At 52.4% G+C, this 16187-nt stretch carries 20 protein-coding genes and 1 riboswitch; of the genes, 11 read left to right on the forward strand and 9 right to left on the reverse strand.

The window, feature by feature from the left end; genetic code table 11:
* Positions 1-460, reverse strand: a 460-nt coding sequence (locus RTK32_RS08110) for a recombinase family protein (protein WP_312042953.1), incomplete at its 3' end; no start/stop codon positions are given.
* Positions 461-797: 337 nt separating this feature from the next.
* On the opposite strand from RTK32_RS08110, the gene RTK32_RS08115 reads away from it, so the two are divergent.
* Genes RTK32_RS08115 through RTK32_RS08125 form a run of 3 tightly spaced genes read left to right on the forward strand, consistent with a single transcriptional unit; the run spans position 798 to position 2313 of the window.
* Positions 798-953, forward strand: a complete 156-nt coding sequence (locus RTK32_RS08115; RefSeq protein WP_312042954.1) for a hypothetical protein — start codon at positions 798-800, stop codon at positions 951-953.
* Between the two features lie 48 nt (positions 954-1001).
* Complete coding sequence (locus RTK32_RS08120) at positions 1002-1994, forward strand: hypothetical protein (RefSeq protein ID WP_312042955.1); 993 nt, start codon at positions 1002-1004, stop codon at positions 1992-1994.
* Between the two features lie 25 nt (positions 1995-2019).
* Positions 2020-2313 (forward strand): hypothetical protein, encoded by a 294-nt coding sequence (locus RTK32_RS08125; protein ID WP_312042956.1) that lies wholly within the window; start codon positions 2020-2022, stop codon positions 2311-2313.
* Between the two features lie 135 nt (positions 2314-2448).
* Here the strand turns inward: RTK32_RS08125 and RTK32_RS08130 are convergent, their stop codons facing one another.
* From RTK32_RS08130 to umuC, 6 genes are all read right to left on the reverse strand, one after another.
* Positions 2449-2679: an EexN family lipoprotein gene (locus tag RTK32_RS08130; protein ID WP_312042957.1), complete on the reverse strand. Its 231-nt coding sequence runs from the start codon at positions 2677-2679 to the stop codon at positions 2449-2451.
* A 131-nt stretch (positions 2680-2810) separates the two neighbouring features.
* A complete protein-coding gene (locus RTK32_RS08135) occupies positions 2811-3116 on the reverse strand; it encodes a hypothetical protein (protein WP_312042958.1) in 306 nt (101 codons plus the stop codon).
* A gap of 839 nt (positions 3117-3955) precedes the next feature.
* Entirely contained in the window at positions 3956-4498 is a 543-nt protein-coding gene (locus tag RTK32_RS08140; protein ID WP_312042959.1) for a hypothetical protein, read from the reverse strand.
* Positions 4499-4524: 26 nt separating this feature from the next.
* Positions 4525-4956 (reverse strand): plasmid partitioning/stability family protein, encoded by a 432-nt coding sequence (locus RTK32_RS08145; protein WP_312042960.1) that lies wholly within the window; start codon positions 4954-4956, stop codon positions 4525-4527.
* Positions 4957-4961: 5 nt separating this feature from the next.
* Positions 4962-5918 (reverse strand): plasmid segregation protein ParM, encoded by a 957-nt coding sequence (locus RTK32_RS08150; protein ID WP_312042961.1) that lies wholly within the window; start codon positions 5916-5918, stop codon positions 4962-4964.
* A 303-nt stretch (positions 5919-6221) separates the two neighbouring features.
* Positions 6222-7244: a translesion error-prone DNA polymerase V subunit UmuC gene (gene umuC / locus RTK32_RS08155; RefSeq protein ID WP_312042962.1), complete on the reverse strand. Its 1023-nt coding sequence runs from the start codon at positions 7242-7244 to the stop codon at positions 6222-6224.
* Positions 7245-7493: 249 nt separating this feature from the next.
* Here umuC and RTK32_RS08160 point away from each other — a divergent pair, with 249 nt between their 5' ends.
* The 8 genes from RTK32_RS08160 to crcB all read left to right on the forward strand — a co-directional run bounded on the left by RTK32_RS08160 (position 7494) and on the right by crcB (position 14363).
* A complete protein-coding gene (locus tag RTK32_RS08160; protein WP_013199815.1) occupies positions 7494-8492 on the forward strand; it encodes a YncE family protein in 999 nt (332 codons plus the stop codon).
* Positions 8493-8642: 150 nt separating this feature from the next.
* On the forward strand, positions 8643-9803 hold the full coding sequence (locus RTK32_RS08165) for a TDT family transporter (RefSeq protein ID WP_010260819.1): 1161 nt from the start codon (positions 8643-8645) through the stop codon (positions 9801-9803).
* Positions 9800-10399, forward strand: coding sequence for a uracil-DNA glycosylase (locus tag RTK32_RS08170; protein WP_010260817.1), 600 nt, complete (start codon positions 9800-9802; stop codon positions 10397-10399). Before RTK32_RS08165 ends, RTK32_RS08170 begins: the two co-directional genes overlap by 4 nt.
* A gap of 49 nt (positions 10400-10448) precedes the next feature.
* Positions 10449-10518, forward strand: a riboswitch (Fluoride riboswitch).
* Positions 10519-10596: 78 nt separating this feature from the next.
* Complete coding sequence (locus RTK32_RS08175; protein WP_312042963.1) at positions 10597-11505, forward strand: DHHA2 domain-containing protein; 909 nt, start codon at positions 10597-10599, stop codon at positions 11503-11505.
* Positions 11502-11927 (forward strand): universal stress protein, encoded by a 426-nt coding sequence (locus tag RTK32_RS08180; protein ID WP_010260813.1) that lies wholly within the window; start codon positions 11502-11504, stop codon positions 11925-11927. Before RTK32_RS08175 ends, RTK32_RS08180 begins: the two co-directional genes overlap by 4 nt.
* A 15-nt stretch (positions 11928-11942) precedes the next feature.
* Entirely contained in the window at positions 11943-13232 is a 1290-nt protein-coding gene (eno, locus tag RTK32_RS08185; protein ID WP_010260810.1) for a phosphopyruvate hydratase, read from the forward strand.
* Positions 13233-13275: 43 nt separating this feature from the next.
* A complete protein-coding gene (locus RTK32_RS08190; protein ID WP_013199814.1) occupies positions 13276-13977 on the forward strand; it encodes a 2,3-bisphosphoglycerate-dependent phosphoglycerate mutase in 702 nt (233 codons plus the stop codon).
* 11 nt (positions 13978-13988) lie between these two features.
* Positions 13989-14363 carry a fluoride efflux transporter CrcB gene (crcB, locus tag RTK32_RS08195; protein WP_010260804.1) on the forward strand — a complete coding sequence of 125 codons (375 nt, stop codon included), beginning with the start codon at positions 13989-13991 and terminating at the stop codon, positions 14361-14363.
* Between the two features lie 133 nt (positions 14364-14496).
* Here crcB and RTK32_RS08200 read toward each other — a convergent pair whose 3' ends face one another.
* Positions 14497-14898, reverse strand: a complete 402-nt coding sequence (locus RTK32_RS08200; protein WP_010260801.1) for a VOC family protein — start codon at positions 14896-14898, stop codon at positions 14497-14499.
* Between the two features lie 125 nt (positions 14899-15023).
* The coding region (locus RTK32_RS08205) for a tyrosine-type recombinase/integrase (RefSeq protein ID WP_312042964.1) at positions 15024-16187 on the reverse strand (1164 nt) is incomplete at its 5' end.

Below are 16187 nucleotides of genomic sequence, written 5' to 3' on the forward strand. Positions count from 1 at the left end.
CATTCAGAGCAGGCGGGCGGCCAAAACGCTTTCCGGATGCCTTAGCACGCGCAATACCTGCATGCGTACGCTCGAGTAGTAAATCCCGCTCAAATTCCGCGACGGCAGAGATTACCTGCATTGTCATCTTACCGGCCGGGCTGGTGAGGTCTACCCCGCCCAGCGCCAGGCAGTGAACCCGTATTTCTGAAGCAGAAAGCAACTCAACGGTTTTTCTGATATCCATGGCGTTACGTCCCAGGCGATCCAGCTTAGTTACGATCAAAACGTCACCGTTCTCCATGCGGTCAAGCAGACGCATAAATCCCGGACGTTCACCCGCCGCGACCGAACCACTGATATATTCTTCAATCAGTCGCTGGGGCCTAATGGCAAATCCGGCCGCTTCGATCTCACGACGCTGGTTCTCGGTATTCTGTTCAAGGGTAGATACCCTGCAATAAGCAAAAACTCGTGACATGGCGTTATTTTGTGTACGAAATAGACGTACGTATTATAAGGCATGTACGAAAAGGAAAACACTAACTTTCGTACATGTGTTAATTAACCTGTACTAAACTGGTCGGTTTGGTACATGACATCAGGGTATACCTAAATGTCTTAACCTGAAGAACGTGAACGGGGATGAAAGGCCATCATGCAGGATTAGCAGGGATGATTGACGGCTCCGTCAAACTAAACTAGTATGGTTAACAAGTATACCCGGCACGCCTAATCTCCCTGAGATGCGCATTATGAATCGTGCCTTGTAGTTACTCCACATTACTTGTTTCTTACTACTGTCAGGTACATAAATTATGTCTCCCGCGCAAGCTAAACAGAAGCAGCATAAACGCTATAATGCCGTAGCAGTGCAGGTTTCCCTTGGCCGTGCCGGGTATCAACCTGCCGTCAAAAGTCGCTTCAGCAAGTCAGCTAGTAATAAGTTCGGCCATGAGATCGCTTTTGCCTGATCCCGAACTTTGAGGCACAATAAACCATCAGCCACTGATGGTTTTTTTATGTCTGTTCAAAATATTATCCCCCCTTATGAGCAGGTATATCTGCTAAATCAGCAGCTGATCTGCAATGCCGATCAGTTCCAATATGCTGTGATCACAGTTGGCGGTCAAGCCGTGCAATATTGGATATCCTATTATCATGCTCTATACGGTGACAGATTGCCTGATGAGCGTCTCACTACTTCCGTTGACTGCGACTACAGTGCCCGAAAAGATGACATTGCGGCTATAGCCAAAACACTCAATGTCAAAACGTGGGAGAATAAAGACGGTCAGCCCCCGTCCCTGGCTAAGTTCATGCTTATCGACCAGGATACGCATAATATTAAGCGGGATGATGACCGTTTGTTTGCTGTGCCGGATGCGCCTGACGAACCAAATGTGGTGGATATTATTGATCAGCCCGGAGGCTTTGACCGCTCTGATTTTCAGGGGAAAAAACTTTACCTTCATACCACCCCGTTTTATGTGGAAGCAACTGGCCTTGGTATACCGGAAATGAGCGAAAAGGTTAGGGTGTTAAATCCTATTGCCTGTATGCGCTCCCGCTTTAGTAACCTTATTCATTTACGTCGTGATCCTGAAATTGAGATTGCACGAATCAACGCGCTTAAGATTCCGTGTTACTACTTTCTCATCGATGCGTTTGATGTTGAGCCATTCAATATTGCTCGGAAAATTTATATTGAACTCTGGCAGTTAGCTTACAATGAAAATTGTCTTCGTCAACAAGCGTTCTGGCACACCTGGCAAGGGCCGTTAATGGAGAAGCAGCAAAGTAACAATATTACACTGCTAGAAGTACTGGAAAAAGTGCATCAATTTCTGATAGAGCATCTGGATGACTTTGATGTCCCGGAAGCCTTTGTTACTGAAGAATTACCACGAAAAATTGCGCGACTTCGTGGCCGATTCGAGCGCTATATTGTGCTCAACAATGAGCGGGCGGCAACAGGACGTCGGGGATATGAACGTAATCTCCGTGATAATTAGTTGTAGTCAACAAATAGGATGCTATATGGAACAGGTAACGGAAACATTCGGTTTTCTCTATTTTTTGAAATATGTGCCGCTCTTAGGAGCAGTTTTATTCTGGGCTATCTACATGTATACGCGGCGACAATATGACAGTTACGCCAGGATGAAATACCGGAAACTGTGGAACGATCTTCCGCGTCATTCAGCAGCGGAGAGCAAAGAAGAAACGCTGAACATGATGATTGCGGCGAAAAAGAGGCAGATTGGAGTAAGTTTCAGGTCAGCAGTGATGTTTTCAGCCATTGCCGTATTCTGGTTTTTTTACATGCGTTAATCAGGAGAGCTAAAAGCCAGCACCTACACACGCCCCCACGGGCGTTTTTTTATGGCATTTTTAGCAGAATTGGCGTTTTACCGAAGGCCCGGCAAAGGGCGAAAAAAAACCGCCTCGCGGCGGCCTATTAGTACATTACCAGCTTTTATTTGGCCCGTACGTATATGAGCCACTGCGAAAACTGGCATCGATGGCGTTGCGACAGTCTTCAGTGCCACGCGGATCAGAGGCTTTCCTGCACTCTTCAACCTTAGCGTTACGCTCCTTGTCATGCGCCTTGTACCACTCCTGGCTCTGCGCATTCGCATCACAACCTGTAATTAGCATTGAGGCAAGCATGCCAAATGAAAGTAGCCCTCTTTTCATAATTTCTTCCTTTTAGTGAGTGAATCGCGCCAGCAATTATAGCCCGGCAGCGCACGCCTTTGCACGGTTCGGCTGAATTAGGGTTTTACCGAATGCCTGGAGAAGGGCGTAAAAAAACCGCCTGGCGGCGGTTATTCAACATGGTTACGTGCTTTATCAACTACCCGCTTCTGGTAATTGAGTTCGGCATTTAGTCGGCGGGCTTTGTATCTAACCAGTTCAAGAATATGCAGCTCGCTTGATACGCGGGGATTCGCGCTGCGGGTTTCTTCCAGAACGTCCGGCCCTTCAGCGGCAAACCTGTTATATTCAGCCTGCAATGTCTTCAGCTCTGACGCCAGCCGTTCAAGCTCGGCCTGGGAATAGAGGACGCTGAACATATGCCAGTCGCCGATGAAAGGCAGCTTGCGCATGAATCTCTTTGCTGCAAGTTGCATGCCGCACCTCCGTATAGATATTTAGTATGATGTAACTATAAATTTTTAAAGCACCTATTGTAAAATAGTAGATGCTTTATTATCTATTTCCCGCCTGGTAGGCGAAACATATTTTTAGCATTACGTAAAGTCTCCTCGGCTTCTGGGTCGGCTATAAGCTTTGTGCGCTCTCCTGATAAAAGGAGGCTGCTAAGTGATTAGTCTTACCACTTGCGTTGAAGAAATTCACGTCACGTTTCAGATCATCGTTGCCATCTAGCAACTGACCAACCCCCCGTAACGGCTGAAGGAACTTGAATAAAGGCAGAGGTTAACCCTCTCTGCCTTTTTCGCTGTACAATCAAATTTCGTTGACTACCTTAATTGAGGTAATGAATAGCAAAACTACAACGAAAAAAGTAAATAAACATGTCATTAATGTACTGTGATTATCCATCGATAATTTAAGCGTTCCGCAAACTATTGCAGCTGCACCCGTATCACCCATAGATTTGAATACATTGATCCAACTATTAGGCTTCAAAATATAGTAGTAATCGAGATAGTACGTTATAAGAGAAATAGCTAAGGTTAATAACCCGATAAATGTCATGACAAATGCTGCTGGTTCACCAATGTTGCTTAAGCAAACAGCCATATAAGAGAGCAATATAAATAGAGCATAAAATGGGGCTCGTCCGTGTTTAAATATCTTTTTGTCGTTTCATTTCCACGCCATAACATCTCCTTTTATTATTTTTGCATAACAATTATTAAAGCCTAAGTTAAATCCGCGCATATGCTTTATATCATAATGCATGATGTAACTAAGGCCCGAATTTTAACTTACCTACTGGTATTTATGAGCGACTAGAAACTTTGATAACATTCATAAACTCTATTAAGGCATTATTAGCGTGTAGTTTAGGTATTGAATACTCATTTACTTTATAACAAACCCCATTTCGAGTGGTTACAAATATATCCACCCTATCAAGCCCCTGCCATCGGTCTTCAATTCGTTCAATACTATCAGAATCAATTAAACACGTATTCGTACCATGGGAATGTTCAACAGGTTTAGCTTTTACCCATAATTTCGGTCCAGACCAGAAGGCATCAAATCCAAAACTTCCATTTCGAATTTTAAGTATAAACTCAGCGATCATTTCTGAGGTAACTTCTAGTTCAATATTGTGTTGAAAATGTAATTGCTTAAAGGACTCCTCAGTCATAACCCGCTGATAATCTTCAAAATATTCTTTGAAATCATCTTTATCATCGAGGTTTTTCCCATTCTTTTCTAAAATACTTCCGAAGATGCGATCCATTTCGCTTTTAACAATGGTAAGCATGGAATTGAAGTCACTTTCTTTTAATTGACTAAAATAATCATCTCTCATAACACCCTCTATAAAATTAAAAATTTTTAACCGCGTATGTTAAACATACTTTGTGCATTGCGCTTAGTTTCTTCTGCATCGCTATCAATTACATCATGCTCTTCCTGTGAACCATGTTCATTATTCACTAGCGAGTCAGAGCCGTTGAGCTTACTCAGAACTTGCTCAAGCAGTAATACAATTGAGGCGTGGGATCTAACTTCGTGATTCACATCGGGCTTAACGCTGCTTATTACCGTGTAGATTTCATCCATTGAAGTGTAATCTGATAATAATTCAGAAAGCATATACGGGATTCTTTTATCCTGCATGTACAGAGCAAACCCAGCTAATGTGGCCGCCCTTAAAAGGCGGCTCTTTTCTGATTTACCCAACGAATTAAGCTCATCACAGAGTAATTTGTCACCCGCATAATCATCAGGATGTACATAGTAAGTAAGCTTTCTTCTTGTATCCATTGGATTTACCCGATCTGGAAGAGGCCATTAACTAAGGCAAACTGAGGATCTTCAGCAACAAAAAAGCGATCTTTCTGCACTGTCGTGTCTTTACGTATAGCATCGGCAACGATCGCAGCACCTCCACCAATCACCATCACATGCGTATATCCATTGAAATTAGATACTGCTCCTAATGTACGGTTAATGAGCCGAGCCTCTGACTCTTTGATAGCCTTTTCAACTGTCGTGATGTGTGACTCGTCATTTATGCGCTTCTTCAAATAAGCAGGGTCATTACGATGGATAATGATGTCATCGGCCAAGTAGCTGCTTCCTTGGGTTTTAGCTATAGACAAAGCTTCTTTTACTGCGTCCGTCATAATGCTGACGCCTACCTTTGAATCCCCATAAATCTCTGAAATACCAGTCATTTTACCCTGAACTTGGGAAATATCTAGCGTTGTTCCACCTAGGTCAACAATGAGAAGGGATTGGGTTGGATCTAATTTTTTTACAACTTCAAATCCAGCCGGGATAGATTCAGGAAGAACAGATACATCTTTTACGTTGAATGTGCTGCCGTTCTTAAGACTGACGGTACGCATAACATTCGAGATTTTTCTCTTTATTTTATCTTCATCTGGCTGATTGTTTTTGTCGTAGTATTCAGCCAATGGAAGCGTAACCACTAATTCAACATCCTGTGGCTCTAAACCACTTTTTAATAGAGCATGATGAATGGCAATAACATTTATATCGCCATATTGATATGCGACATTTGTTGTAGAAAGCGCGTCAGGGCTTATTGGATCGAATGTGTAATTCTCACCATCTAAGGTGTAATTAAAGATTTGTTTATCACCAAAAGCTACGGACCAACCTCTTTTAAAGCTATTTGGACTGATAAAGGTTTTCTTTTCGCCTTCCAAAGAATAAGCGATTTTAATATTGGTTGAGCCATCATCTACAAAAATCTTCATGCTATCTCCGGGGTAATTACAGTCTCAAATTGAGAATGAGAAATTTTCTGGCTCCAATTTGTTCTCAAATTGAGAGCAAGAATCTTAACTACATGCCGTAAGTGTACTTTAGTTGACTGTTGAGGTCAAGTGATTAGGTTAGCAGTAAAGTTTTCAGGGGCAAAATGAGAGCATAATGATATGGCTGTATAAAGTAATTAACTTCAAGCTCATTTTGAGAACGAGCGGACTGATGTACAGGCCTCCCGTTTAGTGGGGAAACAGAGGTTTGCGCAGAGGACTATTATGAAAATATCATTATATTTACTTAGCTATAGGAAGCTCTTTCAGATTTGTTGTATATCTGGGAGATAACATATCTCTTTTCATTAGCCATAGATTATCTATACCTTGTCCAGCGAGCCAAACTTTGCCCAAACCTGATTTATTAATATTATCTAAGGCAGCCATTAAAGCATCAGCATTTGCTCTGGGCTGGTTTTCACTGAACATATCCAGTTGTGCAATACCAGTTTGATAAAAATCGCCTAGCATAATCCCAGCTTTAGCAAAGCGGAAACCATCACGCCAAATGCTGTCCAGCCCGCGCAGGGCAAAGCCGACAATGTCACGAGTATCACTGGTTGGATATTCACAAGTCATTGAGGAGGTATTCGCGTATTGAGGTTCGTCGCCATGACGTCCGGTAGCGATAAAAACGCTTATGTGGCGACATTTTGAACCCTGTTCTCTGATTTTCTCTGCAGCACGCGTCGCATACATAACTACAGCATGCTGCATGTCCTCAAGGTTTATGATGCGCTGCCCAAATGATTTGGAGCAGACTATCTGTTGCTTCGGTGGCGGAGCATCTTCAAGAGCCATACAGGGCTCTCCATTTAACTCACGAACCGTTCTCTCAAGAACAACATTGAAATTCTTCCTGATCATGGTCGTGTTACAGTTAGCCAAATCCAGCACTTTTTTTACGCCCATTTCTTCCAGGCGCTTTCTTAAACGGCCGCCAACACCCCAAACTTCCTCTATATCAATTAGCGCCATCAGCTTACGCTGTCGCTCCCGGCATGAGAGATCGACGACTCCATTAGTTTTGGTCCACTTTTTAGCTGCATGATTAGCGAGCTTAGCCAGGGTCTTAGTAGGGCCAAAACCAACACCAATAACTAGTCCTGTTTCTTTTCTGACGCGGTTGCGCATTTGATGACCAAAATCTTCTAAAGGCATGTAGCTGGCTATGCCAGAGCAGTCTAAAAAACTTTCATCAATTGAGTAAATTTCCTGACCTGGCGCCATTTCCCCGAGTATAGACATCATACGGTTACTCATATCGCCGTTTATGTGGAATGCAATTTAAACAAAAAAATAAGTTACCATTCCTCTGAAGTTTATTTTCTGAACAGGAATTATTCAGCCTTGAACCACTTCGGTATGCTTACTGGCAGGGAGGAAAGTTGACGGGTGGTAAGACATAGCCGGAAAATCGATTTCCCCGCCGGGATTTAATCTGCCATGCTTATTCTGAAGCCCTCAATCGGGCAATGCGCTTTTATCTTTCACTTTATGCAGGAAGAAATAATGATAAAAAATTACAGAATCCCGGGACTGACCGCGGTGGCATTTCTCCTCATAAGTACCATCGCAGGTGCTGCAGAAGCGCGCTGGACGTTTGACGGCGATATCCACAACAATTCCCTTGCTGTCAGTCCCGATGAAAAAACGGCGGTGGCGTCCTACAGTGAGCGCTCAGACGTGGTGGTCTATGATCTGGCTGCCGGGAAAGTCAGAAAGGTGATGAAGGGCTACGTCACCCCCCGTAATGCACTTTTCTCTCCGGACGGTAAGGCCATATTTCTTTCTGACAGCAGTCTCGGCGTAGTCAAAAAAATCAGCACCGGGACGCTTGACGTGGCGGCCACGCTGCCGCTGGGGCCCGGGGCATTCGGCACGGCCATAAGTCGTGACGGTCAGCGACTGTATGTGAATAACGAGGCCGCCAGCACGCTCTCGGTGTATGACCTTACACATGACCGGCCCATTGCAGTTGTGACGGGTTTTGCCCAGCCCCGTCAGGGCATTAAAATCAGCCCGGACGGCAAAACCGTCTACGTCACCAACTTTAAGGGCGATAAAATTACCCTGGTTGATGCCGTGACGGGCGACATTCGCGGCGAGATAACCGGCTTCAGCAAGCTGCGCGCCATTTCTGTCAGCGCAGACGGCCGCACACTGTACGCGGCTAACAGCGGCAGCAACACAATCGCCGTGGTTGACACGCAAAAGCACGTCATTACGGCAACCATTCCCGTGGGTCAGGACCCTTACGGTGCCGCGCTGACGCCGGATAACCGCTATGTTTACAGCGGCAACCTTGGCGACAACAGCCTCTCCGTTATTGATACCGCCGCCGGTAAGGTGGTGTCCACCGTCACCGGACTGGATGCGCCCCGTCAGGCGATTGTCTTCAACAAGGACGGTACCCGCGCGTGGGTGCTGAATAAAGACCTCAGCATTGCGGTGGTTGACCTGAAAAAGAACCGTGTCATGGCCACGATTAAAAGCCCGCCGCAGACCTGACGCGAAACCTCCCTTACTCCAGCGCAGTGACGATCCTTCGCAAAGTGGGGTGGTTAATCACTTTTATAGATTTATTTTAGCTAAATAACCTGTTTTAAAGATTTACTCTGACATGCCTATAATCTTTCTGTCTACTCAGGAGATTCCGGCATGAACGATAAAATATTCACCCTGCATAACGGTGCGCGTCCGCTGAGCGCGCTGAGCAGCCCGAAAGAGGCCATACGACAGTTCACGCCTAACTGGTTCGCCGCGACCATGGGGACCGGCATCCTGTCGCTGTCTCTGGCGCAGTTCCCCTGGCAGGTTCCGGGATTGCGCCTTGTCGCCGAGGGGCTCTGGATGTTTAACATCCTCCTGTTCAGCGTCTTTGCCGTGATGTATCTGGCCCGCTGGGTGATGTACTTCGGAGAGGCAAAGCGCATTTTCGGCCATTCAACCGTGTCCATGTTCTTCGGCACCATCCCGATGGGCATGGCGACCATCATCAATGGCCTGCTGGCGTTCGGTCTTCCGCGCTGGGGCGCAGACGTTATTCAGGTGGCACACGCCCTGTGGTGGCTGGACGTGGCGATGTCGCTGCTGTGCGGCGTGTGCATTCCCTACATGATGTTTACCCGGCAGCAGCACAGTATTGACCAGATGACTGCCGTCTGGTTACTGCCGGTCGTGGCAGCCGAGGTCGCGGCGGTCAGCGGCGGCCTGCTGGCGCCGCACATTGCTGCCCCACACGCGCAGCTCGGCATCATTATTACCAGCTACGTGCTGTGGGCGTACTCCGTGCCGGTGGCGCTGAGCATCCTCGCCATTCTGCTGCTGCGTATGGCGCTGCACAAGCTACCGCACGAAAGCATGGCGGCCTCAAGCTGGCTGGCGCTGGGTCCGATTGGCACCGGCTCGCTCGGCATGCTGGTCATCGGCGGAGATGCGCCCGGGGTGTTTGCCGCGGCGGGCATGCCGGAAATCGGTCACATCGCGCAGGGCGTGGGGTTCGTTGCCGGCATTCTCTTCTGGGGCTGCGGCCTGTGGTGGATGCTGCTGGCCACGCTGATAACCGTGCGATACTTCCGTGAAGGCATCCCGTTCAACCTTGGATGGTGGGGCTTTACCTTCCCGCTGGGCGTGTACACCGTGGCCACGCTCAAGCTGTCTACCCTGATTGACCTCGCATTCTTTAAAGGCTTCGGTGCGCTTCTTGTCGTCATACTGGCGGCCATGTGGCTGCTTGTCGCGGTGAAAACAGTGCGTGGGGCATGGAGCGGTAAACTGTTTGTTTCTCCCTGTCTGGCAGGCCTGGATCGGAAGCCGTGAGTGAAACCAGCACATCGATGCAGGACTCGTTTTTACGCGAGGAATGCCTCGCGGCAGTCACCGCGCCGCATGTGGCCGCGCTGAATCGCTGGGTCAGCGGCCAGCGTCAGGCCGGTGCAGAACTGCCGTGGTTTGATCCGGCTGACGGCGGGGTTAGGGCCGGACTGCTCGTCCTGCTGCAGTCGCCGGCGCGCAGCAGCCCGTCACCGCGGTTTGTGTCGCGTGATAACCCGGGGCCGGCCCAGCAGAACCTTGGGCGGTTTCTGGCGGAAGCCGGTATTTCGCGTCAGGACAGCGTGCTGTGGAATACGGTGCCCTGGGTCAGTCACGGGCTGCAGAAACGGCCGTCAGCGGCGGACATCCGCAGAGGCTGCGCCTTGCTTGAGGACGTGCTGGCGTATCTGCCCGCGCTGCGCGTGGTGGTGCTGGCCGGTGCCGTAGCGGCTCAGGCCCGCGGGACGGTCAATCATCTGTACCCCGGCGTCCCCGTGTTGACGATGCCGCACCCCAGTCCGCTTTCGCTCTGCACGAGTCCGGCGGTGACGGAAAACATTCGCCGGGTACTCTGCGAGGCACGGGCTGCGCTGGCAGGCTGAGGGCGCCAGCAGAATAATACTGACAGGTTTTGCAACCGGCTCTATACTCATATGACAAGGTGATGGCGTTCCACCTTTCCCAACCGCTCCGTTCCGGAGCTGATGACGCCTGATGCGACTCTTGATTTTCAGGAGGTGCGTCAGGCCGTCCTTACTTTCTTCCCGGCCTGCGTACTTCCCTCTTCGGGGAGAGACCTGTGATACACGTTTTTGGCCACATCAATCCTGACAGCGACGCCATCTGCACGGCCTTCGTCACCGCGCACTGGCTGACCGGGCGCGGCATGGACGCCCGCGCATGGCGTCTTGGCGAAGCTAACCGCGAAACCCATTTTATCTTTGACACCGCCGGACTCACGCTGCCGCCACGGCTTGATATTCCGCTACAGGATGAACGGGTCTGGCTGGTCGATTTCACCGAGCCGGCGCAGGGACCTGACGACCTGCTCCGGAGCAACATCGTGGGGATCACTGACCACCACCGGCTGGGCGGACTGATAACGCAACTGCCGCCGGAGGTACACATACGCCCGCTTGGCAGCAGCGCCACGCTGCTGTGGCTGCTTATGAACGCTGAAGCGCGACGCACGCTGCCCCCGACGCTTGCCATTCTTCTGCTGGGTGCACTCCTGAGCGACATCGTGAATCTTCGCTCGCCCACCACGACCGAAGACGATATCCGTTCGGCTACCGAGCTGGGCGTACTGTCCGGCGTAAACCGCAGAGCCTTCGCCCGTGACCTCCTTACGGCAAAAACTGACGTCAGCGGCCTCAGCGCACAGCTGCTGCTGGACAGGGACCTCAAGGCCTTCGTCATTGCCGGCACTGACGTGCGCATCGCCCAGATTGAGGTCAGCTCCCCGTCACAGGTTGCCACCGTGATGGACGACCTGCTCGCTGCCCTGGCGTATCTGGCAGACCAGTCGGGTGCTGGTTTGGCGGTGCTGATGCTGACCGACATCCGGGCCGGGTTTTCAACGCTTTATTTCGCCGGGCGGGAGAGCGTTAACGCGGCCTCCTGCTCCGTACCGGGTATGCTCAGCCGCAAAAAACAGCTTCTGCCGTGGCTTGAGTCCCGCCTCAACCAGAACGGGAGTTCATTATGACCTGCTACACCCATGCATTGATACTTGTGAACGATAAAGACGACGGCACCCTCCTGCTGAAGCGGGCGGTCGCGCTGGCGCAGCCGCTCGGCATGAAAATCACCCTGGCCCACATCAGCGACGACTACCGGGAAATGAACTACGTGTCCGACAGCCTGATGGACGACGTCGTGTCGGAAGAGGTGCTGAAATCCAAAGCGTTTATGAGCGAGCTGGCGGCCTCCGTGCCTGAGACGGTAGACATGCGGGAGCTGGTGACCATGCGCCGCTTTGAGGACGTGGAGAAGTGCATCGCTGAGCTGGGCGTGGACCTCGTGCTTGCCGGGCACCGAAACCGCTTTATGGGAATGCTGACGTCCCGCTCGGCGGAATACATTAACCACCTCACGGTGGATGTGCTTATCACTCACCTGAATGACTGAACCGGGAGAAACTCTATGCGCTTTACACTGGATAACGTGACCGCCCGTGAAATTCTTGACTCTCGCGGCAACCCCACCGTTGAAGTCGAAGCCCGGACCGTGGACGGAATGATGGCGCGGGCCTCGGTGCCTTCCGGGGCCAGCACCGGCTCGCGCGAGGCCGCTGAGCGCCGCGACGGCGACGTACACCGTTTTGGCGGTAAAGGCGTACTGGATGCTGTCAGGACGGTTAATACGGAAATCTGCGAAGCCTTGCGCGGCAGGGACGTGCGCGAGCAGCGTCAGCTGGATAACATCATGCTGGCGCTGGACGGTACGCAGAGCAAGAGTCGGCTGGGTGCCAATGCCATTCTGGGCGTGTCGCTGGCGGTTGCCCGGCTGGCGGCACAGGCCTCGCACGAGCCGCTCTGGCGCTACCTGGGGGGCCTGCAGGCGAACCTGCTGCCCGTACCGTGCATGAACATTATCAACGGCGGCGTGCACGCCCGCGGTCAGGGCGCGGACTTTCAGGAGTTCATGATAGCGCCACACGGGGCACCCACGCTGCGCGAGGCCGTGCGTCAGGGCAGCGAGGTCTACCAGGCGCTGCGCCAGATCCTGCTGGACAAGAACCTGTCCGCGGCAGTCGGCGACGAAGGCGGTTTTGCGCCCGCCGTATCGTCGAACCGCGACCCGCTGGCGTTTATCGTGCAGGCCATTGAGAAGGCGGGGTACAGGCCCGGAGAAGACATCAGCATCTGCATGGACCCTGCCTCAAGTGAGTTTTTCGCAGACGGAAAATATCATCTGCGCACGGAGGGCAGTGCGCTGAGCGCGGCGGAAATGACGGCGTACTACGGCGAGCTGATGGACCAGTTTCCCGTCATTCTGCTGGAAGACGGCCTGGCAGAAGATGACTGGTCGGGCTGGAAGCATCTGCACCAGCAGCTTGCGGGCAGGGCCGAGCTGGTTGGTGACGACCTGTTTGTCACCAACGTGAAGTACATCCAGCGCGGCATTGACGAAAACCTCGCCAGCGCCGCATTGATTAAACTCAATCAGATAGGCTCGCTTAGCGAAACGCTGGACGCCGTGGCGCTCTGCCAGCGGCACGGGTGGGGCGCGTTCATGTCCCACCGCAGTGGGGAAACGACGGACACATTTCTTGCCGACCTCACGGTAGCCCTGCGCGCGGGACACCTGAAAACCGGTGCGCCGTGCCGCGGCGAACGCGTGGAAAAGTACAACCAGCTGATGCGCATTGAGCAGGCGCTGGGTGAGGACGCTCACTATGCGGGGCTTCATGCGTTTGTGCGCCGCACGTAACAGATCCACCGGACGGCCAGCGGCCGGCACAGGAGCACAGTCTTTGGCACCTTCAACGCTGATTCTCCTGCGCCATGGCGAAAGCCAGTGGAACCGGGAAAACCGTTTTACCGGATGGACAGACGTGCCGCTGACGGACCGGGGGCGGCAGGAGGCTGACCGGGCCGGTGACGTGCTGCGGGACGCGGGCCTGCTGCCCGATCGGGTCTTCACCTCGGTGATGACGCGCTGTGTTCACACGGTCTGGCGGGTGCTGGACCGTCTTGGCCGCAGCTGGACGCCCGTGGACAAACACTGGCGGCTGAACGAGCGGCACTACGGTGCGCTGCAGGGGCTGAACAAGGAAGCGGCTGCCCGGATGATGGGTGCAGAGACCGTCCGGCTCTGGCGCAAAAGCTTCAGCGGCATTCCCCCCGCGGACGCAGGGGCTCCGGCGCAGCTGCGTCGGGACCCGCGCTACAGCCGCGTTGCGCTGGCCGACCTGCCTGCGACGGAAAGCCTGGAAATGACGCTGCGTCGCGTCATGCCCTACTGGCAGCACGCCGTGATGCCGCAGATACTCTGCGGAAGTACCGTTCTGGTCGTGGCGCACGGCAACACGCTGCGCGCCCTGGCCGCCTTCCTGGACGGCATGCCACACGACAGCTTGGCACAGTTGCATATCCCGACCGGCGTGCCGGCCGTATACCAGATGGATGCGGCCGCACAGGTCGTTTCCCGTTATGTTCTGAATATAAAAAAATAAAAGGAGTGAACGTGAATCAGCTTTTTGCTGTCATCACCGGCGGTGCTTTAGGGTGTGTTATCCGCTGGCAGCTGGGCGCGCGCCTGAACGCGCTTTTTCCGGACCTGCCGCCGGGGACGCTGCTGGTCAACCTGCTGGGAGGGTTTATCATCGGAGCGGCGCTGGCGTATTTTCTGCGCCATCCCGGCCTCGATCCGGCCTGGCGGCTGCTCATTACCACCGGGCTGTGTGGCGGAATGACGACCTTCTCCACGTTCTCGGCTGAGGTTTTTGCCCTGCTGCAGTCCGGCAGCTATGCCTGGGCAGCCGCCTCGGTGCTGATACACGTGCTGGGTTCGCTGGCCATGACGGCGGCCGGATTTTATATCATGACGCTGTGTGGTTAACCCGAGGGAGACCTTAGTGCAGTGACCGCTGCACTGAGGTATATTGTTCAGAAGCGCTCTCTGCAGGCCAGACCTGACAGGGTTTACGCTTGTAATGCTTCCCGTACACCTGAGGCGCTGCTGTGAAAGAATTTCAGGCCTGCCTGTTCTGGTAAAGGTCCCAGCGATTGCCGTAGATGTCCTCAAATACGACAACCATTCCGTATTCTTCCTCCCGTGGCTCCTGAAAGAAGTGGACGCCTTTTGCCTTCATAGCATTGTAGTCGCGCCAGAAGTCGTCGGTCTGCAGGAACAGAAAAACCCGTCCGCCGCACTGATTGCCGATAAAGCCTTCCTGCCGGTCGTTCGACGCGCGGGCAAGAAGAATAGCACAGTCGCTGTCAGGGGCCGGCGTCACCACGACCCAGCGCTTACCCGGCTGCGGCGTGTCTTCAATGAGGGTAAAGCCCAGCTTATCGGTGTAGTACTCAATTGCACGATCGTAGTCATCGACCACGACCGCCACGTATCCCATACATCGCTTCTGTTTTCTCATCTGCTGCTCCATCAGTTACGGCATTACGCCCGTTATAATCAGCTTTATATCAAATACGGCGTTCAGTTATCTGTACTGATTCTGCACTGATACCCTCAGACCTGACATTGTAAGCATCTGAGCAGTCAGGATTGTGGGCCCAATCTTGTAAGAGCCTGCTCAACCTTTTCAGCATCCTGCTCCAGTATGGCTCTCTCATCGGGAGTGAGCGGGACCTCTTCGAGGTAACGCCGGATGGATGCTTTACTCTCCAGTATCAGCCCGCGCGCGCTATCCTTCAGCAGGTTAAAATCGCAGCCGATGCAGGCCATCCGGTGCGGGCAACTGCTCCAGAAGGGGTTCGTACAGTATGAGTCGCCCAGATCGTAGTAGGTCGCGGGCCCGGACAGGCTGGCGGCTTCAGGATCGTGGTCAACCAGCACGCTTATCATATGAGCGACCCTGTCGGCTTTGACGAACGAGGCAGCCAGCTGAGTCGGGCGGATGCGAAGATAGTGCATTGTAGACTGGGGCGTTGAATGGCCCGTCCACTGCATCAGTTCGTACAGCGACATGCCCTGCGGTACGCTCGCCAGCGCGGTCACGGCTGAGGCCCGCCCCCGGTGGCTGGTTATCATTCCGCCACTGTCTTCACAAGGCACGCCCGCTCTTGCGCATAGCATCGGTATCACGGTGCGGTTGAGGATAGCGCTGCCGGCAGGCTTACCCCGGTACTGAAACAGAAGCCGGACTTTCTCACCGGTTCGCTCGTCAGCGAGCAAAGCCTGTTCTGCCGGACGCTCATCCAGCCATATGTCGACGTATTTTTTCACCACGGCCGCCACCGGTTTAACAAAGGCTTTTGAGGTTTTTCCGGCAGGGATATGCAGGTAACACAGGGTTCCTGCCGGGATGATACTTCCGTCGTCCTTCACGATATCGTCCGCCTGCGGCGCGATGCACCCGGTTGTCAGGCGGAGCAGTTCGTTCTTTCTTACCCCCGCATGGGTCCAGATGACGGCCATTGCCTGCAGCATGGCCAGTGGATAATGTATTTCAGTGAGCAGATCTTCCTGACGCAGATTGAGGCTGGCCCAGATGAGCTTCAGCCAGACCGGATCGTCAATAACACGGGGATTGACGCCGCGACGGAACAGCGGCGTATCCGGTGTGGAAAGATGGCGGGCAGGGCTGAAGTGCAGGCGCCCCCAGCCCCAGTTTTCGTAATCAATCATAAAACGGCGCAGAGAATAGATAAAATGCGCCCTGGAATGCGGCATCATGGGCTCGCCGGAGCGCACCGATTTGCG

This window comes from Erwinia sp., assembly GCF_031978025.1.
Classification (GTDB): domain Bacteria; phylum Pseudomonadota; class Gammaproteobacteria; order Enterobacterales; family Enterobacteriaceae; genus Erwinia.